The organism is Celeribacter sp. (assembly GCF_048266405.1).
Taxonomy (GTDB): domain Bacteria; phylum Pseudomonadota; class Alphaproteobacteria; order Rhodobacterales; family Rhodobacteraceae; genus Celeribacter.
Genome location: NZ_JBLWZO010000001.1, coordinates 726,077 through 751,442, shown reverse-complemented (window position 1 = coordinate 751,442; position 25,366 = coordinate 726,077). Strand labels below are relative to the sequence as shown.

The 25,366-nt window shown below is 59.6% G+C and carries 28 protein-coding genes; 20 read left to right on the top strand and 8 right to left on the bottom strand.

What is annotated here, in order from left to right:
* Positions 1–21: 21 nt before the first annotated feature.
* The 4 genes from ACN0TS_RS03840 to fsa all read right to left on the bottom strand — a co-directional run bounded on the left by ACN0TS_RS03840 (position 22) and on the right by fsa (position 2,761).
* Positions 22–183, bottom strand: a complete 162-nt coding sequence (locus ACN0TS_RS03840) for a hypothetical protein (RefSeq protein WP_417257980.1) — start codon at positions 181–183, stop codon at positions 22–24.
* Between the two features lie 71 nt (positions 184–254).
* On the bottom strand, positions 255–1,187 hold the full coding sequence (locus ACN0TS_RS03835) for a tyrosine recombinase XerC (RefSeq protein ID WP_417257979.1): 933 nt from the start codon (positions 1,185–1,187) through the stop codon (positions 255–257).
* Positions 1,184–1,909 (bottom strand): DUF484 family protein, encoded by a 726-nt coding sequence (locus ACN0TS_RS03830; protein WP_417257978.1) that lies wholly within the window; start codon positions 1,907–1,909, stop codon positions 1,184–1,186. The genes ACN0TS_RS03835 and ACN0TS_RS03830 overlap by 4 nt, the downstream gene beginning before the upstream one ends.
* A 198-nt stretch (positions 1,910–2,107) precedes the next feature.
* Positions 2,108–2,761 carry a fructose-6-phosphate aldolase gene (gene fsa, locus ACN0TS_RS03825; RefSeq protein ID WP_417257977.1) on the bottom strand — a complete coding sequence of 218 codons (654 nt, stop codon included), beginning with the start codon at positions 2,759–2,761 and terminating at the stop codon, positions 2,108–2,110.
* A 107-nt stretch (positions 2,762–2,868) separates the two neighbouring features.
* Between fsa and ACN0TS_RS03820 the strand changes: the two genes are divergently transcribed.
* Positions 2,869–5,064, top strand: coding sequence for a primosomal protein N' (locus ACN0TS_RS03820; protein ID WP_417257976.1), 2,196 nt, complete (start codon positions 2,869–2,871; stop codon positions 5,062–5,064).
* A 36-nt stretch (positions 5,065–5,100) separates the two neighbouring features.
* Here the strand turns inward: ACN0TS_RS03820 and ACN0TS_RS03815 are convergent, their stop codons facing one another.
* Positions 5,101–5,391: a DUF6958 family protein gene (locus ACN0TS_RS03815; RefSeq protein ID WP_417257975.1), complete on the bottom strand. Its 291-nt coding sequence runs from the start codon at positions 5,389–5,391 to the stop codon at positions 5,101–5,103.
* Between the two features lie 34 nt (positions 5,392–5,425).
* The gene (locus tag ACN0TS_RS03810) at positions 5,426–6,487 is read right to left on the bottom strand and encodes a YeeE/YedE family protein (RefSeq protein ID WP_417257974.1); all 1,062 of its coding nucleotides are present in this window, start codon (positions 6,485–6,487) and stop codon (positions 5,426–5,428) included.
* A 216-nt stretch (positions 6,488–6,703) separates the two neighbouring features.
* Between ACN0TS_RS03810 and ACN0TS_RS03805 the strand changes: the two genes are divergently transcribed.
* The 19 genes from ACN0TS_RS03805 (at position 6,704) to folD (ending at position 23,853) form a co-directional block, all read left to right on the top strand.
* A complete protein-coding gene (locus ACN0TS_RS03805) occupies positions 6,704–7,942 on the top strand; it encodes an MFS transporter (protein ID WP_417257973.1) in 1,239 nt (412 codons plus the stop codon).
* 105 nt (positions 7,943–8,047) lie between these two features.
* On the top strand, positions 8,048–8,707 hold the full coding sequence (gene msrA, locus ACN0TS_RS03800) for a peptide-methionine (S)-S-oxide reductase MsrA (RefSeq protein ID WP_417257972.1): 660 nt from the start codon (positions 8,048–8,050) through the stop codon (positions 8,705–8,707).
* A 109-nt stretch (positions 8,708–8,816) separates the two neighbouring features.
* A complete protein-coding gene (locus tag ACN0TS_RS03795) occupies positions 8,817–9,695 on the top strand; it encodes a 50S ribosomal protein L11 methyltransferase (RefSeq protein WP_417257971.1) in 879 nt (292 codons plus the stop codon).
* 98 nt (positions 9,696–9,793) lie between these two features.
* On the top strand, positions 9,794–10,147 hold the full coding sequence (locus ACN0TS_RS03790) for a hypothetical protein (RefSeq protein ID WP_417257970.1): 354 nt from the start codon (positions 9,794–9,796) through the stop codon (positions 10,145–10,147).
* Positions 10,148–10,369: 222 nt separating this feature from the next.
* The gene (gene ruvC / locus ACN0TS_RS03785) at positions 10,370–10,879 is read left to right on the top strand and encodes a crossover junction endodeoxyribonuclease RuvC (RefSeq protein ID WP_417257969.1); all 510 of its coding nucleotides are present in this window, start codon (positions 10,370–10,372) and stop codon (positions 10,877–10,879) included.
* A gap of 10 nt (positions 10,880–10,889) precedes the next feature.
* Positions 10,890–11,582, top strand: a complete 693-nt coding sequence (gene ruvA, locus ACN0TS_RS03780) for a Holliday junction branch migration protein RuvA (RefSeq protein WP_417257968.1) — start codon at positions 10,890–10,892, stop codon at positions 11,580–11,582.
* A 9-nt stretch (positions 11,583–11,591) separates the two neighbouring features.
* Complete coding sequence (ruvB, locus tag ACN0TS_RS03775; protein WP_417257967.1) at positions 11,592–12,629, top strand: Holliday junction branch migration DNA helicase RuvB; 1,038 nt, start codon at positions 11,592–11,594, stop codon at positions 12,627–12,629.
* Positions 12,630–12,669: 40 nt separating this feature from the next.
* Positions 12,670–13,311, top strand: a complete 642-nt coding sequence (locus tag ACN0TS_RS03770; protein WP_417257966.1) for a hypothetical protein — start codon at positions 12,670–12,672, stop codon at positions 13,309–13,311.
* 92 nt (positions 13,312–13,403) lie between these two features.
* Positions 13,404–13,793, top strand: a complete 390-nt coding sequence (ybgC, locus tag ACN0TS_RS03765; protein WP_417257965.1) for a tol-pal system-associated acyl-CoA thioesterase — start codon at positions 13,404–13,406, stop codon at positions 13,791–13,793.
* Positions 13,794–13,933: 140 nt separating this feature from the next.
* Entirely contained in the window at positions 13,934–14,629 is a 696-nt protein-coding gene (gene tolQ / locus ACN0TS_RS03760; RefSeq protein ID WP_417257964.1) for a protein TolQ, read from the top strand.
* A gap of 3 nt (positions 14,630–14,632) precedes the next feature.
* The gene (gene tolR, locus ACN0TS_RS03755; protein ID WP_417257963.1) at positions 14,633–15,106 is read left to right on the top strand and encodes a protein TolR; all 474 of its coding nucleotides are present in this window, start codon (positions 14,633–14,635) and stop codon (positions 15,104–15,106) included.
* An 8-nt stretch (positions 15,107–15,114) separates the two neighbouring features.
* A complete protein-coding gene (locus tag ACN0TS_RS03750; RefSeq protein ID WP_417257962.1) occupies positions 15,115–16,272 on the top strand; it encodes an energy transducer TonB in 1,158 nt (385 codons plus the stop codon).
* A gap of 5 nt (positions 16,273–16,277) precedes the next feature.
* Entirely contained in the window at positions 16,278–17,618 is a 1,341-nt protein-coding gene (gene tolB / locus ACN0TS_RS03745) for a Tol-Pal system beta propeller repeat protein TolB (RefSeq protein WP_417258182.1), read from the top strand.
* A gap of 90 nt (positions 17,619–17,708) precedes the next feature.
* Entirely contained in the window at positions 17,709–18,248 is a 540-nt protein-coding gene (pal, locus tag ACN0TS_RS03740) for a peptidoglycan-associated lipoprotein Pal (protein ID WP_417257961.1), read from the top strand.
* A gap of 36 nt (positions 18,249–18,284) precedes the next feature.
* Positions 18,285–19,121, top strand: a complete 837-nt coding sequence (gene ybgF / locus ACN0TS_RS03735) for a tol-pal system protein YbgF (protein ID WP_417257960.1) — start codon at positions 18,285–18,287, stop codon at positions 19,119–19,121.
* A 33-nt stretch (positions 19,122–19,154) separates the two neighbouring features.
* Positions 19,155–20,408, top strand: a complete 1,254-nt coding sequence (gene tilS / locus ACN0TS_RS03730; protein WP_417258181.1) for a tRNA lysidine(34) synthetase TilS — start codon at positions 19,155–19,157, stop codon at positions 20,406–20,408.
* A gap of 78 nt (positions 20,409–20,486) precedes the next feature.
* Positions 20,487–22,406: an ATP-dependent zinc metalloprotease FtsH gene (ftsH, locus tag ACN0TS_RS03725; RefSeq protein ID WP_417257959.1), complete on the top strand. Its 1,920-nt coding sequence runs from the start codon at positions 20,487–20,489 to the stop codon at positions 22,404–22,406.
* A gap of 218 nt (positions 22,407–22,624) precedes the next feature.
* Positions 22,625–22,954, top strand: coding sequence for a chorismate mutase (locus ACN0TS_RS03720; RefSeq protein WP_417257958.1), 330 nt, complete (start codon positions 22,625–22,627; stop codon positions 22,952–22,954).
* Positions 22,951–23,853, top strand: a complete 903-nt coding sequence (folD, locus tag ACN0TS_RS03715; RefSeq protein WP_417257957.1) for a bifunctional methylenetetrahydrofolate dehydrogenase/methenyltetrahydrofolate cyclohydrolase FolD — start codon at positions 22,951–22,953, stop codon at positions 23,851–23,853. Before ACN0TS_RS03720 ends, folD begins: the two co-directional genes overlap by 4 nt.
* A gap of 4 nt (positions 23,854–23,857) precedes the next feature.
* On the opposite strand, the gene ACN0TS_RS03710 is transcribed toward folD, so the two are convergent.
* A complete protein-coding gene (locus tag ACN0TS_RS03710) occupies positions 23,858–24,382 on the bottom strand; it encodes a GNAT family N-acetyltransferase (RefSeq protein ID WP_417257956.1) in 525 nt (174 codons plus the stop codon).
* 134 nt (positions 24,383–24,516) lie between these two features.
* The gene (locus ACN0TS_RS03705) at positions 24,517–25,317 is read right to left on the bottom strand and encodes an NAD(P)-dependent oxidoreductase (RefSeq protein WP_417257955.1); all 801 of its coding nucleotides are present in this window, start codon (positions 25,315–25,317) and stop codon (positions 24,517–24,519) included.
* Positions 25,318–25,366: the final 49 nt, after the last annotated feature.

Sequence of the window (25,366 nt, the reverse complement as noted above, 5' to 3'; positions counted from 1 at the left end):
GCAAGCCTTCAGATCACGCGGTCAGCTCGCTTTTTGCATATCGTCCTCAATGCGTTGCCAATCTTCCTCGGTCAGCCACCCGTCTCCATCGCTGTCATAGGCGTCGATCAGAGCGGCCAGTTGCGCCAGAAAGTCGACCTGTGTGACGCGGGTAATGGAGGCGTCTTCGCGCTCTGGGTCCATTGGGGTCTCCTTTGCTCGAATGCAACGAGCGTAACGTGCAAGTCGTTACTGAAAGGTGACGTGGCGCGGGATCAGACGGATTTGGCGCGGGGGTGGGCGTTCTCGTAGACCTCCAACAGGCGCGTGGCGTCCACGGCGGTATAGGCCTGTGTGGTGGAGAGCGAGGCGTGGCCAAGCAGTTCTTGGATAGCCCGTAGATCGCCGCCCGCGTTGAGCAGATGCGTGGCAAAGGAGTGGCGCATGGCATGGGGCGTGACGGTGGAGGGAAGGCCAAGCTTCATCCGTGCGGCTTCGGTCACTTTGGAGATTTGACGCGGATTGAGCGCCCCGCCGCGCTTGCCGCGAAACAGGGGCGTGTGCGCGTCGAGATCATAGGGGCACAGGCGCACGTATTCGGCTACGGCGGCGCGGGCCGCGGGCAAGACCGGCACGACGCGTTCCTTGCCGCCTTTGCCGACGATGCGGATCACCTCGGCCAAGGGCACATCTGCCCCCGTGAGCGAAAGCGCCTCGGAAATCCGCAACCCGCAGCCATAGAGCACGGTGATCACAGCGCTGTCGCGGGCGGCGATCCACGGTTCGTCATGTTGCATCGCAACGGTGCCGATCATATCGCGGGCGGCATCCGCCGACAGGGGGCGCGGCAGTTTGCGTTGGTATTTGGGCGAGCGGGTGGACAGGATCGCGGTGGCGTCAAACCCGTCGCGTTCTGCAAGCCAGCGGGTGAAGCCTTTGACCGCAGAGAGCGCGCGGGCGAGCGAGCGCGGTCCCGTGCCGCGTCCGCGTTCATGCGCCATCCATGCGCGCATGTCGGAAATGGTCAGAGTGGCAATCTTGGCCACGCCAAAGCCCTCGCCGTGGTGCGCCATCAAGAATGACATCCACCCCGATACGTCGGTGGAGTAGGCGGTGATGGTGTTGTCGGCCACGCCTTTGAGGGCGCGTTCATGGTCGAGCCAGTCGCCCAGAGCAGCACGAAGCCCGCCTGTGGGCGCGAGGGTCATCCTTCCAACCACCGACGCATGAGCCGCTCCAAGGAGCCCGAGAAGAATGACAATAGGTCAGTGCCCTGTGCAGGGCGGAACAGGTGCGGGTCTTCGGAGCCGAACACCAGAAGCGCGGGCAGGCGGCCCTCACCAAGATCGAGCATCATGCAGGCTTCCGAGCGGATGTCGCTGGCATGGTCGCCGTAGATCAAATCGGTGTCGGGGGAGACTTGGCGCAGGGTCACGGTGCGCGCGGGCACATTGCGGCCCAAGGTGACATAGGCTTTCGCAAAGCCCGGCTCGGCTGTGACGATCACATCGCCAAGGCTGCGTAGCGCGGGGATGTCTTCGTCCACTTCGGTCTCAAGCAGAAGTTTGACGGCATCAACGCGCAGGATGTCCGCGACATCTTGGCCAATGCGGGTCAGGAAGTCTTTGAAATCCCGCGCTTCGAGCAGGCACAGAACGGCGCGGTGGATCTGGTTGGTGCCTGCGAGGTTTTCGTAGGCGGCGGCGATTACGCCACGGTGGGTGTCCTCAAGGCGATCAAGGCGGTTCTCCAAACGGTCCATCGCAATGCCGCGCAGATCGACCACATTGCCGCTCGCGGTGTTTTCATTGGCGGAGACGAGTGCGCGCATTACGTCGAGATCATCAAGGATCAGATCGGGATCGGAAATGATCTTTTCGCGCAGGTCTTCGTCCAAGGGCGCGATGGCTTTGGGGAATTGGTTGGTCATGCTGCTCTTCTCGTTTGGTGCCGATTTTTCGGTCTGTTAAGGCAATATGCCCCTGAAGCGACGTTTAGATCAATGATTTAAAGGTTAATGTTTTTGCCCGATGCGGCCCTGTGGCGCGTTTGCATAGGCCCGAGACGAGACCGCCCCCCATGCGGTGACACATGAGGGGCGGCTCAAAATTGGCGGTGGAGTCGAAGATCAGATGATCTTGATACCCGCTTCTTTGATGTCTGCGACGAATTGGGCGAGGCCCTTGTCGGTCAACACGTGGTTTGCCATGGATTTGATCACGCCGGGAGGGGCGGTGATCACGTCGGCACCGATTTTGGCGCAATCAGAGATGTGATTGACGGTGCGGATCGACGCGGCGAGGATTTCGGTGGTGTAGCCGTAGTTGTCGTAGATGGTGCGGATGTCTTCGATCAGGTCGAGGCCATCAATGTTGATGTCGTCCAGGCGACCGACGAAGGGCGAGATGAAGGTCGCGCCGGATTTCGCAGCCAGAAGGGCTTGGTTCGCGGAGAAACACAGGGTCACGTTGATCTTGTGGCCTTCGCTCGACAGCGTTTTACAGGCTTTGAGACCGTCGAGGGTCAGTGGCAATTTGATGACAACGTTGTCGGCGATGGTCGCAAGTTTGCGGCCTTCGGCGATCATGCCGTCATAATCCACAGCGGTCACTTCGGCGGAGACAGGGCCGTCAACCATGTCGCAGATTTCTTTTGTGACTTCGAGAATGTCGCGGCCCGACTTCTTGATCAAAGAGGGGTTGGTGGTCACGCCATCGACAAAACCAAGTTCGTTCAGCTCACGGATTGCATCGACGTCCGCTGTATCAACAAAAAATTTCATGTGGGTAGCTCCCTTATGTCGCCAGATTTCGGCCAAGACATAATGCAAACGCGCGCAAGGAGAAAGGGGTTCTGGCCCCGCTCGTGTAAAAGGCCTATTTAACAGACATGAATGCGATACATTTTTTCCCTGAAGGCACATTAGTTGCCGTGCTGACCTGTGAGCCGATTGATCGGTTGCTTGACTACAAGGCTCCGGCGGGCGGTTGCGAGCTTGGGGCCTTTGTCGAGGTGCCGCTTGGCCCGCGCAAGGTGTTGGGATGTGTCTGGGGCGCGGGAAAGGGCGGGTTTGATCTGTCCAAGGCCCGCTCGATCTCCAATGTGCTCGATGTGGCCCCGATGCGTGAGGAGATGCGATTGTTCCTCGAAAAGGTGGCCGATTACACGCTGACGCCTCTGGCCGCGATGCTGCGCCTTGCCACCCGTGCGCCCGGGTTGATGAACCCGCCGTCGATGCAAAAGGTCTATCGGCGCGGCGAGGGGCGGCCTTCGCGCGAGACCGAGGCCCGCACGCGGGTGCTTGCCGTTCTGGACGAATATGGCGGTTTGGCCTTTACGCTCAAAGAGTTGGCGGAGGCGGCGGGGGTGACGCCGTCGGTGATCAAAGGCCTCGTGCCGCAAGGTGTGGTTTTCGAGGAAGATACACCGCGCGACCTGCCCTATGGGCGGCTTGATCCAACGCAGGCGGGCAAAGAGTTGAGCGGGGCGCAGGAGGCGGCGGCCAAGGCGCTGCGCGACTCGGTGGCGGCGCAGAGCTATTCAACCACCTTGCTCAAGGGTGTGACGGGATCAGGTAAGACCGAAGTCTATCTGGAAGCGGTCGCGGAATGTCTGGCGCAGGGGCGTCAGGCGCTTGTGCTGTTGCCCGAGATTGCGCTGACGGCGGAGTTTTTGACCCGCGTCGAGGAGCGGTTTGGCGCAAAGCCCGCCGAGTGGCATTCGGGCGTGACCATGACCGAGCGGCGGCGGGTGTGGAAGATGGTGGGCTCTGGTGGCGCGCAGATGGTGATCGGGGCACGGTCCGCGCTCTATCTGCCGTTCCAGAACCTCGGGTTGATCGTGGTCGATGAGGAACATGATCAAAGCTACAAGCAAGAGGACGGTGTGCTTTATTCCGCCCGCGATATGGCGGTGCTGCGGGCGACCTTCTGTTCTGCGACGGTGGTGTTGGCGTCGGCCACACCGAGCCTCGAATCATGGGCCAATGTTGAAGCGGGCAAATACAGGCGGCTTGATCTTGAAAGCCGCTTTGGTCCCGCCGTGATGCCCGATATGCACGCGCTTGATCTGCGTTCGGAAAAGCTGCCCGCGACGCGGTTCGTGTCGGATGCCTTGGCGCGGGCGGTGACCAAACGCATTGGTCTTGGCGAGCAAAGCCTGTTGTTTCTCAACCGTCGCGGCTATGCGCCCGTTACCATCTGTCGGGCCTGCGGGTTTCAGATTGCCTGTGATCATTGCGATGCGCGGATGGTTGAGCACCGTTTTCTCAAACGCCTCGTGTGCCACCAATGTGGCGAGACAAAACCGATACCTGCGGCCTGTCCCAACTGTCAGGTTGAGGGACGGTTGGCTCCTGTCGGGCCGGGGGTCGAGCGTCTGGCCGAGGAGGTCACGGAGCGCTTCCCCGATGCCAAGGTCTCGGTGCTGTCATCGGACCTGTTCGGATCGGCGCGCGCGCTCAAGGAGGCCATCCGCGACATTGCCGAGGGCGACACGGATATTGTCATCGGCACGCAATTGGTCGCCAAGGGGCACAATTTTCCCAACCTTACATTGGTGGGGGTGATCGACGCGGATCTTGGCTTGCAAGGCTCAGACCTTCGCGCCGCCGAACGCACGTTTCAATTGATGCGCCAAGTCGCAGGGCGAGCAGGGCGGTCGGAGAAAAAGGGCGTGGCCTTGTTGCAAACCTATCAGCCCGAACACCCCGTGATCCGCGCGATTATTGCGGGCGACGAAGAGGGGTTTTGGCGGGCTGAAGCTGCTGAGCGCAAAATGGCAGGCGTGCCGCCCTATGGGCGCATGGCGGGGATCATCCTGTCGGGGCCTGATCTGGCGCAGGTGATGGACGTCGGCAATGCGCTTGCCCGTCGCGCAGGTCCACTGCATCAGGTCGGTGCGCAGCTCTTTGGCCCTGCGCCCGCGCCGATTGCGCGCGTGCGTGGACGGCATCGTATCCGTCTTTTGGTCAAGGCCGAGAAAACCGCGCCGATACAGCGGGCGGTGAGCGCATGGGTGGGGCAGGTCAAACTCCCCGGTTCCGTGCGCCTACAGATCGACATAGACCCGCAGAGCTTTTGGTGAGAGCGCCGTCTTGAAAACGTCGTGGGACGCCCCCCTCTAAACCTGCGAGAAGGTCAGCGGTTTGGTGGCGTGGCGGATCATCACGCCCTTGGCTTCGAGATCAAGCTGCACGCATTTGAGCCACCATCCTGCGGTGGCGCCTGCGGGAAACAGGTCGTCGGGCAGCAGCGGCAGAATGCCCGCTTTGATCTGTGCCGCGGTGAGGCCCTTGGTCCCTTTGGGGACGACCGCCAACATCGCGGTTTTCATCGCCGTATATTTGGCGGCGTCCACGCGGGTGGTCTTTCCGGGGGTGTTGATGTTTTCAACGTCGATTTTATCGGCCATCTGTGCGCCTCCCTTTTGGTAAGGTTAGCACGGATCAGGCCGCTTCGGGACCAACAAATCGGTCAAGGACGTAGGTTGTCGTCATGCCGCCGACCCACATGCAAAACAGGGCGAGCCATGCGGTGGCCGCAAAGACCGACCCGCCTGTGACGCCGGCGCCAATCGCGCAGCCGCCCGCCAGCATCGCGCCAAAGCCCATCAGAACTGCGCCAATCATCGAGCGGCGCATCACGGGTACACTGTCGAAGCTCTGCCATTTGAATTCGCCCGACCACATGGACGCAAGGAACGCGCCGATCACAACGCCGGGGATGAGGCCCACGTCAAATTCCAACACCGCGTTTCGGTCGAGAAAGAACATCAGCGTATTGGCGGAGGGGCCAGAGAAGGTGGCGGAGACCACGGGCACGGGGTCAAAGGCCACCTGTGCCAAGGACCATGTCAGCACCCATCCAACGGCCACGGAAAAGCCGACACCCGAGGCGAAAATCCAGATGCGCGGCCCGATCTGGTTCTTGACCGCGAGGTAGAGCGCGAGAGCGGCAATGCACAGGCCAAGGATCAATCCCGTTTGCGAGGGCAGGTGCAGCGCGGCCAACATGTGGACGTTCTCGCCGTTGGGCGTCACCCAGAGCGCGGCAAGGTGGTCGCGGTAGGGGGACAGAATGCCTTTGAGGCTCATTTGTGCGGTGACGGCAAAGATGAGGCCAGAGACGACCGAGCGCAGGTTGCCCGAGGAGGCCATGACCAACAAACGTCCCGAACAGCCCCGCGCCAAAATCATGCCAACGCCGAACATCAATCCGCCGATGATGGCCCCCGACCATGATCCGGGAACGGCCATGATGCGGGCGTCGGAAGCGCGAAACAGCCCAAGCATCTGGGCCCCTTGGACCCAGACCACAGCGGTCGAGAAGGTGAGCAGCCACACAGCGACCTTTTTGCCCAACTGTCCGTGAGCAAATTCGATGGTCGCGGCGCGAAGGCAAAAGTGGGAGCGTTGTGCGGAGATGCCGAAAATGAGGCCTGTGATCATGCCGAACAACGCGGCTGAGGGTGCTTCGCCAATGCGTTCGACAAGTGCAAGAATATCCATAGGTGCGATCCCCCGCGCGAATGATTTCATCGCTTATGGTGGCTGGTGAGGCAGGTTGCCTTGATCTATATCACACGCGTTCATTTATTCGAATATGAAATCATCGCGCGGAGCGTCCTTAGCGAGTGGTGAAAACGGGGACGCGCAGGCGTGTTGTAGGGCCTGTGCGCGGCTAGGCGCTATCCAAGCGCATAAAATGGCCCTAAAGGTCTTTCCATGAAAAATGCACTCTTTCCCATTTCGCGTGCTCGCGAGCTGCCGCTTTGGCGTCGTCCCGAAAGCCTCTTGTTCCTGATGGCCTTCGCGATGCCGATTGCCTTCAACACATGGTCGGCTTTGCTCAATAACTTTGTGATCGAAGCGGCGGGGTTCACCGGCGTCGAAATCGGATGGTTGCACACCGTGCGCGAAATTCCGGGGTTTCTTGCCGTCGGGGTGATTGCGCTTTTGATGTTCATGCGCGAGCAGGTGTTGGGACTTGTGGCCTTGCTGCTGTTAGGCGTGGCGACCGCGGTTACTGCGTTTTTTCCCTCGCTTGGCGGGATTTTGGTGGTGACGATGCTCTCGTCGATCGGGTTCCATTACTATGAGACGGTCAACCAGTCGCTTCAGCTTCAATGGCTGTCCAAAGAGCGCGCGCCGATTGTGATCGGGCGGTTGATGGCCGCGGGCAGTGCCGCGTCGCTTTTGGCCTATGGCTCCTTGATGCTGACGTGGAAGGCGTTCGAGCTGTCCTATGCGCTTGTCTATATGGTGGGGGGCGGGTTCACCGCCTTGGTCGCGCTGTTTGCGATGTTTGCCTATCCGCAGTTCGAGGAGCCAAGCCCCCAAAAACGCTCCATCGTGCTGAAACGCCGCTACGGCCTTTATTATGCGCTGCAATTCATGGCAGGGGCGCGGCGTCAGATTTTCGTGGTTTTTGCCGCCTTTATGATGGTCGAGAAATTCGGCTTCGAGGTGCATCAGGTGACGGGGCTGTTCCTGATCAACTTCGTGGTCAATATCGTGGTTGCCCCGATGATGGGCAAACTGGTGGCGGTGCGTGGCGAGCGGTTTGTGCTTGTGCTTGAGTATATCGGGCTGATCATCGTGTTCTTGATGTATGGCGGAATTTATTGGCTCGGTTGGGGCGTGGTGTTGGCAGCGACGCTCTATGTGATCGACCACATGCTGTTCGGTCTGGCTTTCGCGCTCAAAACCTATTTTCAGAAGATCGCCGATCCCGAAGACATTGCGCCCACAGCGGCGGTGGCTTTTACCATTAACCACATCGCGGCGGTCTTTTTGCCTGCTGCCCTTGGCTATCTGTGGATCGTCTCGCCCAGCGGGGTGTTTATTCTGGCTGCCTCGATGGCCTTTGTCTCACTCTTGTTGGCGCTGTTGATCCCGCGCAATCCGCGCAAGGGCAATGAATGGCGGCTGTTCCGTCTCGTGGCGGCGGAGCCGGCTGCGTAACGGAACTGTGCGAATATTCACCTTGGCGTGTCGCTATTCTGCGCTAAACTCATTCGCGAACGCGCATATAAATAAAGTATAAAACCGCACAAGGAGGTGACCGCCATGATTGGTATGCTCACTAAGAAACTGTCTCTACCGACGCCCGATGAGGCATTGGACGGGCGTCCCGACCCGATTGAAACGGCGCAGGAACACTATGTGTTCAAATGCCCGCTTAAGGCGCCCGTTGCCGAGAACCACGAAGTGGCGATTTTTGGCATGGGATGCTTTTGGGGCGTCGAGCGGTTGTTTTGGGAATTGCCAGGTGTTGTGAATACAGCCGCGGGCTATGCGGGGGGCTATACGCCCAACCCGACCTATGCCGAAGTCTGCACGGGCAAAACGGGCCACACGGAGGTCGTCCGCGTCGTCTATGATCCCGCAAAGATCAGCTATATCGAGCTGTTACGGGTGTTTTGGGAGAACCATGACCCGACACAGGGGATGCGCCAAGGCAATGACACTGGCACACAGTACCGCTCCGCGATTTTCTATGACAACGGGCGCAAACAGTTGGAGGCCGAGCAGACCAACCAACAGTTCAATGCCCAGCTTCAGGAAAAGGGATTTGGCGCGACCACCACAGAGTTGCTGCCTGCGGGTGCGTTCTATTACGCCGAGGCCGAACATCAACAATATCTCGCCAAAAACCCGAATGGCTATTGCGGTCTCAAAGGCACAGGCGTGAGTTGCCCGATCAATTTGGGTGTCGGTGTTGCCTAGGCTTCCGTGCCAATAATCCCGCAGGGGATGAGACGAAACATGGGACCCGCGCTTGAGTAAAGCGCGGGTTCACTTTATGGCGAAGGCAGCATCAACGCGGAGCCACGTCATGCCTACATTTACAGCCGTCACACAGATCACCGGAAAATCATTGGCCGAAGCCGTCGGAGAACGTCTCGAGGCGTTGCTACCCGAACCTACGGGCGTAGGCGTGTTCGAGGTTGAGGACGGATCGGACCTTTGGGAAGTGACCGCGTATTTTAACGAGACACCTGATGCGATTGAACTGGCGCTTTTGGCGAAGGCCAACGGGGTGACGGATTTCGAGATTGCCGAACTACCCGAGACCGATTGGGTCGCCAAGGTGCGCCGCGATCTGGCCCCCGTCGAGGCGGGCCGCTTTTTCGTCTATGGCGCCCATGATGCCGACAAACTTCCCGACGATAAAATCGGACTTCTGATCGAGGCGGCGATGGCCTTTGGCACGGGGCATCACGGCACGACACTTGGCTGTTTGCGGGCCTTTGATCGCTTGCTCACCGAAGGACGCACCTTTGACACCGTGGCTGATATCGGCTGTGGCACGGCGGTGCTTGGGATGGCGGCGGCGAAAGTGTCCGACCGAACCGTTTATGCCTCTGACATCGACGAGGTCGCCGTGGAGGTGGCGCAATCCAATGTCGATGCCAACGGGTTGACGGGGCAGGTTGTGTGTCTGGAGGCCGCAGGGTTCGCTCATGAGACTCTCATCGCCAAAGCGCCCTATGATCTGGTCTTTGCCAATATCCTCAAGGGGCCGCTGATCGGCTTGGCGCCCGACATGGCTGCACAGGTCAAAGAGGGGGGCGTGGCGATTCTCTCGGGGATTCTGCACGCTCAGGCCGACGAGGTGATTGAGGTTTATTCACGCTCTGGCTTCAATCTTATCCACCGCGAAGAGATTGTCGACTGGACGTCACTAACGCTTGTCCGCTCCTCTGAAAAATAGGGCTAAATGCGGCCATTTTGGCCCCTTTGCCCTATTTATGCCACATTTCGCCGCAATATCGTCACTGTCGGTGGGGGCCGATATGTAAGAGGTATGCCATGGCTTATGCTGGGGCTCAGTCACTTGAGAAGCGTCTGACGCGGATCGAAGCTCAACGTCGAAAGTTGGCTCGTGGTGCAGTGTATTCTGTGAATCAAGATGGTCTGATTGTTGCACGTCCGCGTCGCCATACGTCGCGTCGCCCACTACGCTTTATGTTTTTTACGCTTCTCGGAGCGCTTTTGTTCAAAGCCTTCGTGTTCGCGTCTCTTGGTGCGGTATCCTACAACGCCCGTGTTGAGGCTCTCCAAGAGGGCACTTTGGTCGAACGTATCGGCGCATGGGTTATGACGGCCGATCCGACAACGGTCTGGATTGCCGAACACGGTAAAATGTTATTCTCTGGTCTGTAAAAGGGCTTCATACATCAGGCAGCGCGGCGTGTTTCCCTCATAGCCCCGTCTGATGCCACGTAAAGGACCGCACCCCACTCGGGTGCGGTCTTTCGCATTTCGGGGTCTGATCTTTGGCGAGAAATCCGGTCTCGGAACGGACAATGTCATAAAAGCACTTGGTCAATGTTCTCGTTTCGTGCTAATGCCTGTGTAACGATAAAAACAGAGCAGGGCAAAGATATGCGTGTGTTGGGCATCGACCCCGGATTGCGCAATATGGGGTGGGGCATCATTGATGTCGCCGGTCCGCGTATTTCCCATGTGGCCAATGGCGTGTGCCATTCACAGGCCTCCGACGAACTGGCCACGCGCCTGTTGTCGCTTTTCGATCAATTGACGGAAGTGGTGCGCAGCTACAGTCCCGATTGCGCGGCTGTCGAGCAGACCTTTGTAAACAAAGACGCGGTGGCCACGCTCAAATTGGGCCAGGCCCGTGCCGTGGCGCTTTTGGTGCCGGCGCAGGCGGGATTGCCCATCGGTGAATATGCCCCGAACGCGGTGAAAAAGACCGTGGTGGGGGTGGGGCACGCAGCCAAGCAGCAGGTCGAACATATGATCAAGCTACAGCTTCCCGGGGCGAAACTGGCGGGCCCCGATGCGGTTGACGCGCTTGCCATCGCCATCACACATTCCTTTCACGCGCAGTCGTCCTCCCGTTTGACCGCCGCCCTGAAAAAGGCCACGGCCTAATGGAGATGATATGATCGGTAAACTCACTGGCATCGTTGACTATATCGGCGCAGATCACGTGATGATCGACGTGCGCGGCGTGGGCTATATCGTCCATGTTTCCGAGCGCACGCGCATGGCTTTGCCGCAGCGGGGTGAGGCGATCTCGCTCTATACGGACCTTTTGGTGCGCGAAGATTTGATGCAGTTGTTCGGCTTTGCCTCGCTGTTGGAGAAAGAGTGGTATCGCTTGTTGATCTCCGTGCAGGGTATCGGCGCGAAGGCGGCGATGGCCATTTTGGGCACGCTTGGCGCAGAGGCCACGGGCCGCGCGATTGCCTTGGGCGATTGGAACGCGATCAAGGCCGCTCCGGGTGTTGGGCCGAAAACGGCGCAGCGCGTGACGATGGAGCTGAAGGATAAAGCACCCGCCGCCATGGCGCTTGGTGGCTCTTTGGCAGACGCTGTATTGGACACCGATGACGTGGGCGACTCGGGCGAAGTGATCGAGGCTGCGACCCCGCCCGCTCGAAAACCTACGCCGAAACCTGCGCCTAAAGCCAACGCCAGTGCGGAGGCTGAGGCGCTATCGGCGCTTCAGAACCTTGGCTATTCGCCGTCGGATGCGGTGGGAGCCGTGGCGCAATCGGCACAAGACGCGCCTGACGCGGACACGGCGACGCTCATTCGGGCCGCCCTTAAACTGCTCGCGCCGAAAGGGTAGGATGCCGCTATGAGTGATGATCATCAGCCAGACCCGACCCTGCGCCCCGAACCGCGTGCCGAGGATGCCGACCGCGCCTTGCGTCCGCAGGTGCTTGGCGAGTTTATCGGACAGGAAGAGGCGCGCGCGAACCTGCGCATTTTCATTGAGAGCGCCAAGCAGCGCGAAGAGGCGATGGATCACGTGTTGTTCCACGGTCCTCCCGGTTTGGGCAAAACCACTTTGGCGCAGATTATGGCCCGCGAATTGGGCGTGAATTTCAAGATGACCTCAGGGCCTGTGTTGGCCAAAGCGGGCGATTTGGCGGCGATCCTGACAAATCTGGAAGCCCGAGACGTGTTGTTCATCGACGAGATCCACCGCATGAACCCCGTGGTCGAGGAGGTTCTTTACCCCGCAATGGAGGATTTCGAGTTGGACCTCGTGATCGGAGAGGGCCCTGCGGCGCGGACCGTGCGGATCGAGTTGCAGCCCTTTACGCTTGTCGGTGCGACCACGCGGTTGGGCCTGTTGACCACACCGCTGCGCGACCGTTTTGGTATCCCGACACGGTTGCAGTTCTACACCACGCAGGAGTTGCACGAGATCGTCACGCGCGGGGCGCGGCTCTTGGGCGTGCCGACCGAGACCGAAGGTGCGCTTGAGATTGCCAAACGGGCACGTGGCACGCCACGGATCGCGGGTCGGCTCTTGCGCCGCGTGGTGGATTTCGCTGTGGTCGAGGGGAATGGCAAAATCTCCAAGGCGCTCGCGGACAATGCGTTGACGCGGCTTGGCGTAGACCTTTTGGGTCTGGACGGGGCCGACCGTCGTTATCTGTTGATGATCGCTGAGAACTTCAATGGCGGGCCAGTTGGCGTGGAAACGATGGCGGCGGCCTTGTCGGAAAGTCGCGATGCGATTGAGGATGTGATTGAGCCGTATCTGTTGCAGCAGGGTTTGATCCAACGCACCCCGCGCGGACGGATGATTACCCAAAAAACATGGACGCACCTCGGGTTGGACGCGCCCAAGGCTCCCGATCAAGCGGTGCTTTTTGACAAGTGAGTATTTGCGCGTCGGATCGTGACGCGCTAAACGCTGCCCCATGACACAAGACCAGCCACAGACAAGCCCCGACGCCATTGAATCTCTATTTACCCGCGCGAGTGGTGACTATGTGTTTGCCCGCTGGGGCAGGCCCATTGCGCCCGTGTGTTTCGGGGTCGAGGATGCGACGCTCGAAATCGTCAAAGGTGCGATTGAGGCCTGTGTGGCCATTGCGGGCCATGAGATTGCCGAAACCGATCCTGAATTGGGCTCTAACCTCATGGTGTTCTTTTTCGCCGAGTGGGATGAGTTGCTCGACGTGCCGCGTTTGGGGGATATGATCCCTGATCTGGAGAATAAGGTCGCCACGCTGAAAGAGCGCAAGGCGCACCAGTACCGTGCTTTCCGGTTTGACGATGAGGGCGCGATCAAGGCGTGTTTCACCTTCGTGCGGATGAGCGAGGCGATGCAGGAAGTGCCCGCCGATGTGATTGCCCTGTCGCAAGCGGTGCAGGCGATGCTGCTATGGTCTGACACGGCCTTCACCCAAGACAGTCCGCTGGCGGTGGCACCCGAGGGCACTGTTGTGCGTCCCGATGTCGCCAATGTGCTGCGGGCGGCTTATGATCCTGTCTTGCCGAGCGCGGCGCGTGATGCGTCCCATGCCTTGCGTCTGTATGCGCGGCTGATTGCGACCTGAGGGTGATACGGTGCGGGCAGGCGGGTCTCGCCTCTTGTCTGTGTCTTGGGTGCCCCGTAAGTTCGACGCAAATCTTATAGAGGCCGCGCCTTATGACCCATACATTTCCCGTGCATGTCTATTACGAAGATACCGATCTCGCGGGGATCGTTTACTATGCCAATTACCTCAAATTCATAGAGCGGGCACGGACCGAATGGGTGCGTGATATGGGGGTGGATCAGGGCATTCTCAAAGAGGAGGACGGCGTCGTCTTTGCGGTGCGCCGTGTGGAGGCCGACTATTTCATCCCCGCCAAATTCGACGACGATTTGATCGTTGAGACCCGCGTGGATACGATGACGGGCGCACGGATCATCCTCACCCAAGAGGTGAAACGCGCTGGCGAGACGCTCTTTGCGGCGCAAGTGACGATTGTGGCGATCACCGAGAGCGGCCATCCGGCGCGGCTTCCGGCAATTATCCGCCGAAATCTGCACTGATTTCCCTGTTTAAGAGGCGAATTTCGCCCTTTTGCGCCGAGCTTCACAGGTTAGTGTTGGCGAGAGGGCTGCCGGTAGAGTAAACGATAGGTTAACTATAGAGCCGTCAAAAGGCGGCCAGAGGCGGAAAAAGAGCAGTTATGGAACAAACCACCCTTGCTATGGCATCGGAGATCGACTTCTCCTTGCTCGCGCTGTTTATGCGCGCAACCTTCATTGTGAAAATCGTGATGCTGATGCTGATCGTGGCCTCGTTCTGGTCATGGTCGATCATCATCCAAAAGCACCTCACCTTTCGCGCCGCTCGTGGTGCGTCGGATAGTTTTGATCGTGCGTTCTGGTCGGGCGAGCCGCTTGATGAGCTGTATGACCAGATGGCGGGCAACCCGACCACGGCTTCCGAGCGCGTGTTCTTTGCGGGCATGACCGAATGGCGGCGCTCTCACCGCGACGACGGTCGTCTGATCGCGGGCGCTCAGGCGCGGATTGATCGCTCGATGGATGTGGCGATTGCCAAAGAGGCCGAGAGCCTCAACAGCAATCTGTCCTTTCTTGCCACCGTTGGATCGACCGCACCGTTTGTGGGTTTGTTCGGGACGGTTTGGGGCATCAAGACCGCGTTTGAAGACATCGCGATGGCGCAATCGACAAACCTTGCGGTTGTGGCTCCCGGCATTGCCGAGGCGCTTCTCGCCACCGCATTGGGTCTGTTGGCCGCTATTCCTGCTGTTGTGTTCTACAACAAGCTATCGGCAGACAGCGACCGCATTCTGGGTGGGTATGAAGCCTTTGCTGACGAATTTTCCACCATCCTGTCGCGCGAATTGGACGCCTGAGCCATGGGCGCAGGTGTTGTGAAAAAGTCGGGCGGAGGCGGGCGCAGATCGCGCCGCCGTGGCCAGTCTGCCGCGATGAGCGAGATCAACGTCACGCCCTTTGTCGACGTGATGTTGGTGCTGTTGATCATCTTTATGGTAGCGGCTCCGATGATGACGGTAGGTGTGCCCGTGGAGTTGCCCGAAACGGCGGCCACGGCGCTATCGCAAGAGGAAGAAGAGCCGTTGTCGATCACCTTGACCGCGGACGGGCGGGTTTTGTTGATGTCCAACGAAGAACCTGTTGACGAACTTGTCACCAAGCTCAGGGCCATTGCCGCCGAGCGGACTGATGACAAGGTGTTCTTGCGTGCGGATGGGTCTATTCCCTACGCTGATGTTGTTCAGGTCATGGGTGCCCTCAACGCGGGCGGGTTTCGCAACATCGGTCTTGTGACCGAGCAGGGCGGCCCCACGCTCGACGGTTCAAGCAACTAGAGGCGCAGGTGAATACGGGCCAGTATATCTCTGCGGCGGGCCACCTTGGCCTGATTGCCTATGCGCTCCTTGGCGGTCTGTTTCTGACGCCTGAGGACAGTGAACCTGTGACGACACAGGAGGTCGCGTTGATTTCCGAGGCCGAGTTCGCGGCGATGACCGCGAACACTGCTCCCGCTGTGGTCGAACAGGCTCCCGAGCAGGCCGCCCCTCAGAGCGAAATGGCCCCTGATGCTGCGCCCAGTTCGGATGCTGCCCCGCAAGCGCGGCCACAAGTCGAGCCCGAAGCCACGACACCCGATCCCGCGCCGCAGACGCCGTCGCCCTTGACGCCGCAGGTGGAGGTCAACGAGCAGCCGCCGCAACAGGCCGAACCTGAAGTGTCTTTGGAAGACCCAGGTGCGGGTCTGCCGGATGTGCCAAACCAAGAGCCGACGCCGCGCCCCGTGCCGCGCATCGCGCCCGAGGCCGTGACCACGCCAGAGCCGCAGCCCGAAATTGCGGAGGCCCCAACGCCCAAGGTGTCGCCCGATGCCGAGGAGACGCAGGTGGTCGAAGAAGACAAGCCCGACGCCGCACCCGAGGAGGCCACAACCGAGATCGTGACCGAGGCCGAAACGCCATCGGGCATGTCCACCTCGCCGCGCCCTAAATCGCGTCCTGCCAATCTTGCGGCAAGGGCCGCCGAGGCGCGTGAGGCCGAAACGCCTACACCCGCAGCGCCGCAAGAGACGGATAGCGATGCCGCCGATGCGGTTGCCAACGCGGCCGCAGATGCCGCCTCAGCGCTGATTGCGCAGGCTGCGAATGATACGCCGCAAGCCCCTGCGCGCCCTGTCGGGCCGCCGTTGACAGGTGGTGAGCGCGAGGGGCTACGTGTAGCCGTGTCACAATGTTGGAACGTGGGGGCGCTATCCTCGGATGCGCTACGTACGACCATTACGGTTGGCATGTCGATGAACCAGGACGGCACCCCGAATAGCGGGTCGCTCAAGTTGCTTGGTTTCTCGGGTGGTTCAAAAGCCGCCGCTGACGCTGCATATGAGGTCGCCCGTCGCGCAATCTTGCGCTGTGGTGCCCGTGGATTTGATTTGCCGGTGGAAAAATACGACCATTGGCGAAATATTGAAATGACGTTCGATCCCGAACAGATGAGGTTTAAATGAAACGAGTGATCTCTTTTGCCTGTGTGCTGCCCTGTGCGCTTGTCGCGGCGATGTCCTTTGGCATGGCGACGCCCGCCGTGGCGCAAGACCCCGGACCGCTCAGGATCGACATCACCCAAGGTGTGATCGAGCCCGTGCCACTGGCGATCCCCGATTTCATCGCCGAGAGTGCGGATGCCGTCGAGTTCGCGCGTCAGATCAGTGATGTGATTGCCGCCGATCTTGTGGGGACGGGCCTGTTTCGAGAAATCCCGCCCTCCGCACATATCAGCCAAGTGACTTCGTTCAACGCGCCTGTGCAATATGCCGACTGGAAAGCGATCAACGCCCAAGGTCTGGTGACGGGGGCCGTGGCCACCGATGCCGAAGGCAACCTGAGCGTCAAGTTCCGCGTCTTTGATGTCTACGCCGATGTGCCTTTGGGCGACGGTCTGCAACTGGGTGGCACCTCCCGTTCGTGGCGCCGTATCGCGCACAAAGTGGCCGATGTGGTCTATTCGCGCATTACGGGCGAGGGGCCGTATTTCGACAGCCGTGTGGTGTTTGTCAGTCAGACAGGACCAAAGAACGACCGCAAGAAACGTCTCGCTGTGATGGATTACGACGGCGAGAATTTGCAGTACCTCACCGACGACAGCTCCATCGTGCTTGCTCCGCGCTTTTCGCCCACGGGCGACCGCGTGCTTTATACGTCCTATGAGAGCGGCTTTCCGCAGATCACCATGCTCGACGTCGGCACGGTCACGCGCCGCACGCTGCCCGTGCAGGCCGAAAGCATGTCCTTTGCCCCTCGGTTCTCGCCCGATGGACGATCCGTTGTCTATTCCGTGTCGACGGGGGCCAATACCGACCTCTACCGCATGGACATTGCCAGCGGGCAAGCCGAGCGTCTGACCTCGACACCCGCGATTGAAACCGCGCCGAGCTTTTCGCCCGACGGGTCGCAGATTGTCTTCGAGAGTGACCGCTCGGGGACGCAGCAGCTTTACATCATGCCCGCAAATGGCGGAGAGGCAAAACGCATCTCCTTTGGGCAGGGGCGTTATGGCACGCCTGTCTGGTCGCCGCGCGGGGATCTTATTGCTTTCACCAAACAGGCCAACGGGCGGTTCCACATTGGTGTGATGCGCACGGACGGCTCCGAGGAGCGGCTGCTTACTGCGTCCTTCCTTGATGAGGGTCCAAGCTGGTCGCCAAATGGCCGCGTCATCATGTTTACCCGTGAGGGCCAAGGGGCAGGGGGCGAGTCCGCGCTCTATACCGTGGACATTTCGGGGCGAAACCTCAAACGCCTTCCGACCAATGCAGGAGCCTCTGATCCCGCATGGTCGCCATTGTTGAAATAGAGCGTCAACGGCACTCTCCCCAAGTCGTGAGCAGAGTGCTATAGTCAAGACAAGTAACGAGCAGATACACTTCCGCAAAGGATGATCGATATGACTAAATTCTTGAAAACACCCGCGACCCGCACAGTTCTCCTCGTGGCCGCTTTGGGCCTGTCGGCCTGTACCAACCCCGGTCGTTTTGGCGGCAATGGTGCGGATGGCATGAATGCAAACGCAGGGGCCAATTCCGGTATTATTCCCGGATCGGTGAATGATCCGACGTCGGTGGCCTATTTCAATCAGACCATCGGCGATCGTGTGCTGTTCCTTGTAGACCAGTCCACTCTGACCGACGAGGGGCGTGCGACCCTGCGTGGACAGGCGCAATGGTTGTTGGATAACCCTGATTACACCACCATCATCGAAGGCCACGCCGACGAGCAAGGCACCCGTGAATACAACCTTGCACTCGGCTCGCGCCGCGCTGCCGCTGTGCAAGCGTTCCTCATCTCGCAAGGGGTTCAACCGTCCCGCCTCAAAACCGTCACCTACGGTAAAGAGCGTCCATTGGCCGTGTGTTCCGACGAGAGCTGCTATGCGCAGAACCGTCGTGCTGTGACCGTTCTGGCCGCAGGCGCGGGCGTGAGCTAACCAACGTTCAAGACCAAACAAAGTGAGGCGCACGCGATGAAACGGGTGATCTTTGGGGCGGTATCTGCCCTTTGTATTCTAACTGCACAGGGCGGTGTCGCCCAAGACGCGCAAACGCTTGCCGATATCCGGCAAGAGGCAGCGGTCTTGTCGGTGGAGATCACCAAGCTGACGCGTGAGTTAAGCACCACGGGTGCGCCGAACACTGCCTTTGCGGGCGAAAGCACGTTGGAACGTGTGGACCTGATGGAGGCGGCTCTGTCGCGCCTGACCGCCAAGATCGAAGAGTTGGAATACCGTATCGGCCAAGTGGTCAAGGACGGGACCAACCAACTCGACGACATCAATTTCCGACTGTGCGAACTGGAGGCGGGATGTGATATCGGCAATCTGCCACCGCTCGCCCCGATTGGCGGCGTGGTCGAGACAGGGCCGACTGTCGCCACAGGGCCTGGCACTGAGGCACCGATGGATGGTGTCGGGTCGATGGCGATGACGGAGCAATCCGATTTCGATCACGCGATGAGCCTGTACGACGAGGCGCAATATGAAGCCGCTGCCGAAGCCTTTGCGACCTTTGCGATGACTTACACGGGTGGACCGTTGACAGGTGAAAGCCAGTTCATGCGCGGCGAGGCTCTGACCCAGTTGGGCCAGACTGCGGAAGCGGCGCGGGCCTATCTCGACAGTTTTTCCACCTCCCCTGAAGGCGACCGCGCTCCGACCGCTTTGTTGCGTTTAGGCATGTCGTTGGCGGCTTTGGGCCAAAAAGACCGTGGTTGTGTGATGCTCACTGAAGTGGGTAACCGCTTCCCCGGTGCGCCTGAGGATGCAGAAGCACAAACGGCGCGTCAGACCATTGGCTGTCCGTAAGGGGCAAGGTGTGGGACGAGTGTTGTGACAGGCATGAGCGAGACGGGACAGACCATGTTGCGTCATCAAATCGCGTCGGCCTTTGCCTATGACAAACCCGAAAAACTTGGTGTGGCCGTGTCTGGCGGCGGCGACAGCATGGCGCTTTTGCGGCTCTTGGCGGAGTGGGCCGCGTCGGAGCGGGTGACGCTTCATCCCGTGACTGTCGATCACGGTTTGCGTCCTGAGGCGGCCGCGGAGGCCCGTTTTGTGGCGGAGGCCTGCGAGGCGCTTAAACTCAAACATACGACTCTAACATGGACGGGGTGGTGCGGTCAGGGCAATGTGCAGGACGCCGCGCGGCGCGCCCGCTACGGGCTTATGACCGAATGGGCGAAGGCACGTGGCATTGATACCATCGCCTTGGCCCATACCGCCGATGATCAGGCGGAAACCTTTTTCATGCGCCTTGCACGGGCCTCTGGCATCGACGGGCTGACAGGGATGCAGCGGCGGCGTACTGCCGATGGTGTGACGTGGGTGCGTCCATTGCTCATGCAGGAGCGCGAAGAGTTGCGCGACTACCTGCGCAGCCTGAAACAGGTGTGGATCGACGATCCGTCCAATGAGGACGAGACCTATGATCGTGTGAAGGCCCGCAAGGCGATGGCGGCTTTGGAGCCGCTTGGTCTCGACATGCATGTTGTGGGGCGCGTGATGGACCATTTGGCGCAGGTGCGCTCGGCTCTTGATTTCGCCACCCATGACCATGCGCTTGACTGCATCACGGTTGAGGGCGGGGATTTGATCCTTGATCGACGTGCTTTTTTGGAAGGCTCCCCCGAGGTGAACCGCCGTTTGGTGGCTCATGCCCTGCGGTGGATTGCCTCGGCTGACTACGGACCACGTGGTGTGAAGCTGCAAGAGTTTCTATCGGCGATCTCTCGCGGACGGGATGCGACGCTGCACGGGGTGCGTCTCTTGGGCGGCGATAAAACGCTACGCCTGACCCGCGAGCACAGCGCTGTGGCGCAGGTGGTGGGGACTGTTGATCAGGTGTGGGATGGGCGGTGGTGTGTGCAGGCTGCTGAAAATAAACAGTTAATCGTCCGCGCCTTGGGCGATGACGGTTTGGCGCAACTTGGTGAGCGTTCCGATCAATGCCCGCCACGCGAAAGCCTGAAATCTTCACCGGCGTTATTTGACGGCGATATTTTGGTGTCTGCGCCTGTCGCAAACCACGGCGAGGGCCGCGCAGAATTGATTTTTCCGACCGGTCACTTCTACACTTCGCTTTTATCGCATTGAACTTACGCGCTCGATCCCTATTTTAAAGGAAAGCCCCGCGCCTATTCGCGCGGGCGACGTATTTTGAGGAGACCTCCCTTGGGTAATGCACGTAATCTCGCCTTCTGGCTTGTGCTTTTGATGCTCGTTGTGGCCCTGTTTAACGTTCTTGGGGGCAATCAAGCGTCCATGGCGTCGAATGAGATCGCATATTCCGACCTAATGAAGCGCGTTGACGCCGGGGAGATTTCCTCGGTCGAGATCGACGGCGAACGGATATTGTTTACAGGGGAGGACAATCGCCGCAGTTACGCGATTAACCCCGGTGATGATTCCATCGCGCGCGAACTTGTCGCCAAAGGCGTGGCCGTGAAAGGCACCCCGCAAGAAGAGAGCGGATTTGTTACAGTCCTGATGACCTTCTTGCCCTTCGTGTTGATCATCGGTGTCTGGATCTATTTCATGAACCGGATGCAGGGTGGCGGCAAAGGTGGAGCGATGGGCTTTGGTAAATCCAAGGCGAAACTGCTCACCGAGAAACATGGCCGCGTGACTTTTGACGATGTCGCAGGCATCGACGAGGCCAAGGAAGAGCTTGAGGAAATCGTCGAGTTCCTCCGCAATCCGCAGAAATTCTCGGCCCTTGGTGGGAAAATCCCCAAAGGCGCGCTGCTCGTTGGTCCTCCCGGTACGGGTAAAACCTTGCTTGCCCGCGCGATTGCGGGTGAGGCAGGCGTGCCCTTCTTCACAATTTCGGGGTCCGACTTTGTCGAGATGTTCGTCGGTGTGGGGGCCTCCCGCGTCCGCGATATGTTCGAACAGGGTAAAAAGAACGCGCCTTGTATCATCTTCATCGACGAAATCGACGCCGTGGGCCGCTCACGTGGCGCAGGCTACGGCGGCGGCAACGACGAGCGCGAGCAGACGCTCAACCAGTTGCTCGTCGAGATGGACGGTTTTGACGCCAACGAGGGCATCATCATCGTCGCGGCCACCAACCGCCCCGACGTGCTCGATCCCGCGCTTCTGCGTCCGGGCCGCTTCGACCGTCAGGTGCAGGTGCCAAACCCAGACATCAAGGGCCGCGAGAAAATTCTCGGCGTTCACGCTCGCAAGGTGCCGCTTGGCCCCAATGTCGACCTGCGCATCATCGCGCGCGGCACGCCAGGCTTTTCCGGTGCCGATCTGGCCAACCTCGTCAATGAGGCCGCATTGACCGCGGCGCGCATCGGTCGTCGTTTCGTGACGATGGAAGATTTCGAGAATGCCAAGGACAAGGTCATGATGGGCGCGGAACGTCGCTCTATGGTCATGACCGAGGACGAGAAAAAGCTGACCGCCTACCACGAAGCGGGCCACGCTATCGTCGGGCTGAACGTACCGCAACATGATCCGATCCACAAAGCGACGATCATCCCGCGCGGCCGTGCGCTTGGCCTCGTTCTGTCTTTGCCCGAGCGCGACCAACTGTCGGTGAGTTACACCAAATACACCTCCAAAATCGCGATGGCGATGGGTGGGCGTGTGGCCGAGGAGTTGATCTTCGGTAAGGAAAACATCACTTCTGGTGCGTCCTCTGATATCCAACAGGCGACCCGCATCGCCCGTGCAATGGTTACGCAGTTCGGCTTTGCCGAAGAACTGGGCTACGTCGATTATGCCAATGAGCAAGAGAGCCATTTGGGCAGCTACGGCGGTGCAACGAACCACTCGGCCGACACGCAAAAGATCATTGATGATAAGGTTAAAGAGATCATTGATGAGGGCTATGAAACAGCGCGTCGTATCCTGACGGAGAAGGCACAAGACCTCGAAAACCTCGCGCAGGGTCTTTTGGAATATGAAACGCTTACGGGCGCGGAAATCCAGAAGGTGATTGCGGGTGAGGCGCTGAATCGTGGTGATGACGACGATGGGTCGTCCTCCTCGGATACTGGATCGCCTTCGGTGACAGCCGTGCCTAAAACACGGGCCAAGCCGAAATCGGATGGCGGCATGGAGCCAGAGCCCTCTGCGTGATCTGTGCCGTGTGCTAGATACAAAACGATTTGAGAACCGCGCCTTTTGAGGTGCGGTTTTTCGTTGATGGGACGACGTATTGTGGTCTTGATCACGTGATGTCACAGTGCGTCCGGCGGTATCGTTGGGGGCGTTCAGATGACTTTTCGCCACCTTGTGCAAAGCGTGATCTTCAAACTCATTTAAACCCGTGCTACAGCGGGCGCGGAGGCCGCGACATGACATTTAAATCGCCGCAAGAATTCGACACGATGGCTGATCTGCGGATGCAGATTGACGAGATCGACCGCGCGTTGGTCCGTCTGCTTGCGCTGCGCCAAAAACACATTGATCGCGCGGCGGAGATCAAACCCGCAGCAGGTCTGCCCGCCCGCATCGAGTCCCGCGTTGAGGATGTCGTGGCAAAGGTACGTGCTGCGGCTGAGGTTGAGGGGTTCGAGCCCGAGACAGCCGCCGCGATGTGGCGCCTCATGATCGAGAGTATGATCGCCCGCGAAGACCGTGCGATGACCACCACCCCACAGCCCAATCAAGGAGCCAAGACATGACAGCTCAACTCATCGACGGAAAAGCCTTTGCCGCGACCGTACGGGCCAAAGTGGCCGACCACGTTGCCCGCCTCAAGGAAGCGCAAAACCTCACTCCTGGATTGGCTGTGGTTCTCGTCGGTGATGATCCCGCCTCCGAAGTCTATGTGCGCTCCAAAGGCAAATTGACCGTCGAAGTGGGAATGAAGTCATTCGAGCATAAATTGCCTGCCGATACTTCAGAGGCTGATCTTCTGGCTTTGATCGAACGGCTCAACGCCGACAGTGAGGTGCATGGCATTCTCGTGCAGTTGCCCTTGCCAAAGCACCTCGACGAGAGCCTTGTGATCAATGCCATCGCGCCCGAAAAGGACGTGGATGGATTCCACATTTCCAACGTCGGGCGGTTGGCTACGGGGCAAAAGGCAATGGTGCCCTGCACGCCGCTTGGCTGTCTGATGATGTTGCGCGATCACCTCGGCTCTCTGTCGGGGCTCGACGCGGTTGTGATCGGGCGGTCCAACATTGTGGGCAAACCGATGGCGCAGCTTTTGCTCGGCGATAGCTGCACCGTGACGGTGGCGCATTCGCGTACCAAAGACCTCGCCGATGTGGTGCGCCGCGCCGATATCGTTGTGGCCGCTGTGGGACGCGCCGAGTTTGTCCCTGGCGACTGGATCAAGAAGGGCGCGACCGTGATTGATGTGGGTATCAACCGCATTCCCGCGCCTGAAAAAGGCGAAGGCAAATCGCGTCTCGTCGGCGACGTCAATTTCGCGGAAGCCGTCCAGAACGCAGGTGCGATCACCCCTGTTCCTGGTGGGGTTGGCCCGATGACCATTGCGTGCCTGTTGGCCAATACGCTGACCGCGTGCTGCCGTACACATGGCTTGGCCGAGCCCAAGGGTCTGACGGCCTAAACGACTATAATTTCAGATACATATAGGTGGTGGCGTGCAGTGTCGCGCCATCAGGATCAAGGGCGAAATCAGGGATTTCTCCCGCCACTTCAAACCCCACTGACGCATAAAGCGGCTCAGCCACATCGCCGCTGCGTGTGTCCAAGGTGACTGTGCGTTTGCCGAGCGCACGGGCATGATCCAAGGCCGCAGCCATGAGCACCCGCCCGATGCCGCGTCGCCGCGCCGAGGGCGCCACCATCATTTTGGCGATCTCGCAGCGATGCGGTTGGTTTGGCGGCATAGAGGTGACCAGTTGCACCGTGCCGCAAAGGCCTGTGTTGTCGTGCGCCACAAAGAGCGCACGGTCGCCGCGCTCGACCTCTGGCAGTACGTTGCCTTGCCAAAAGGCGCGGGCGTCGGAGACGCCGAACGGGTGGACCATTCCAATGGCGGCGCCGTCTTCGACGCAGGCGGACATGAGGACGGCGAGACCGTCGACGGTTTGGGCCTCTATCGGTCCCGTCATATGTTTGATTGTGACGCTCATGCGTTGCGCTCCTCGGTTTTGGATCGAGGAAAACGCATCACAGGTGCGCAGGTCAATGCAATACGAAGGCCTGCCTCAGATTTTGAGCGTTTGGACGATGGGTTGGGCATATTTTAGGCTCGACCCATCGTATCTCAGTCAACGGGTTTGAGGCCGCGCATGTGTTCTATCAGCATCTCGGGAATGGCGGTCGAGGCGCCTTCGGGAACGGCATCGACCATGCAGCCGAGATCCTTGACAAAAATGGCGATTGTGTTGTCGGGCTCGTAGCCGTGTTTGGCAAATTCGATATCTTTGTAGCGTGAGGTGAACCAGTTTTGCGCCGTCGCGCCGTCAAAGAGATCAAGCAATTTATCCTCGTCCAGTCCTGCCTCACGGGCCCAATCGAGCGCCAGACGCCCGACGATAACATGCGAGGCGCAGAGCATGTTGTTGAGCACTTTGGCCTGAGCGCCCATGGAAAATTCGCCCATGTGTTTGAACAGTTTTCCCATGCCCTCGAACAGCACCATGTTGTCGGCCACTTGGGCCTCGGTTCCGCCGATCATGAAGGCAAGTGTGCCCTCGCGGGCGCCGACTTCGGCCCCTGACATCGGCGCGTCGATAACGTTAAGGTCTGCGGGGAGCTTCTCGCGCAGCGCCAACAGGTAGCGCGGCGAGACGGTGGAGGAGATGATGAGCGTGTGCAGGTCGGGAGCTGCTTCAATCATCTTTTGGGTTTCAAGCAGCAGCGCATCGGTCTGTGCCGCGTCGCGCACCACGGTGATGAGGGTGGTCAACCCGTCGGCAAAGGCCGCGACATCATTGGTGACGGGCAGGGTAAACTCGGAGGGGTCGCGAATGTCGAACCCCACCGCGTCGATCCCGTTTTTGCGCAAGTTATTGAGCATTCCGCCGCCCATTCGGCCGACGCCGGCCACACCGATTTTCGTCATTGGATGTCCTCCCTTTTCGGGGAGCATGACGTGGTGAGATCGGTTTGGA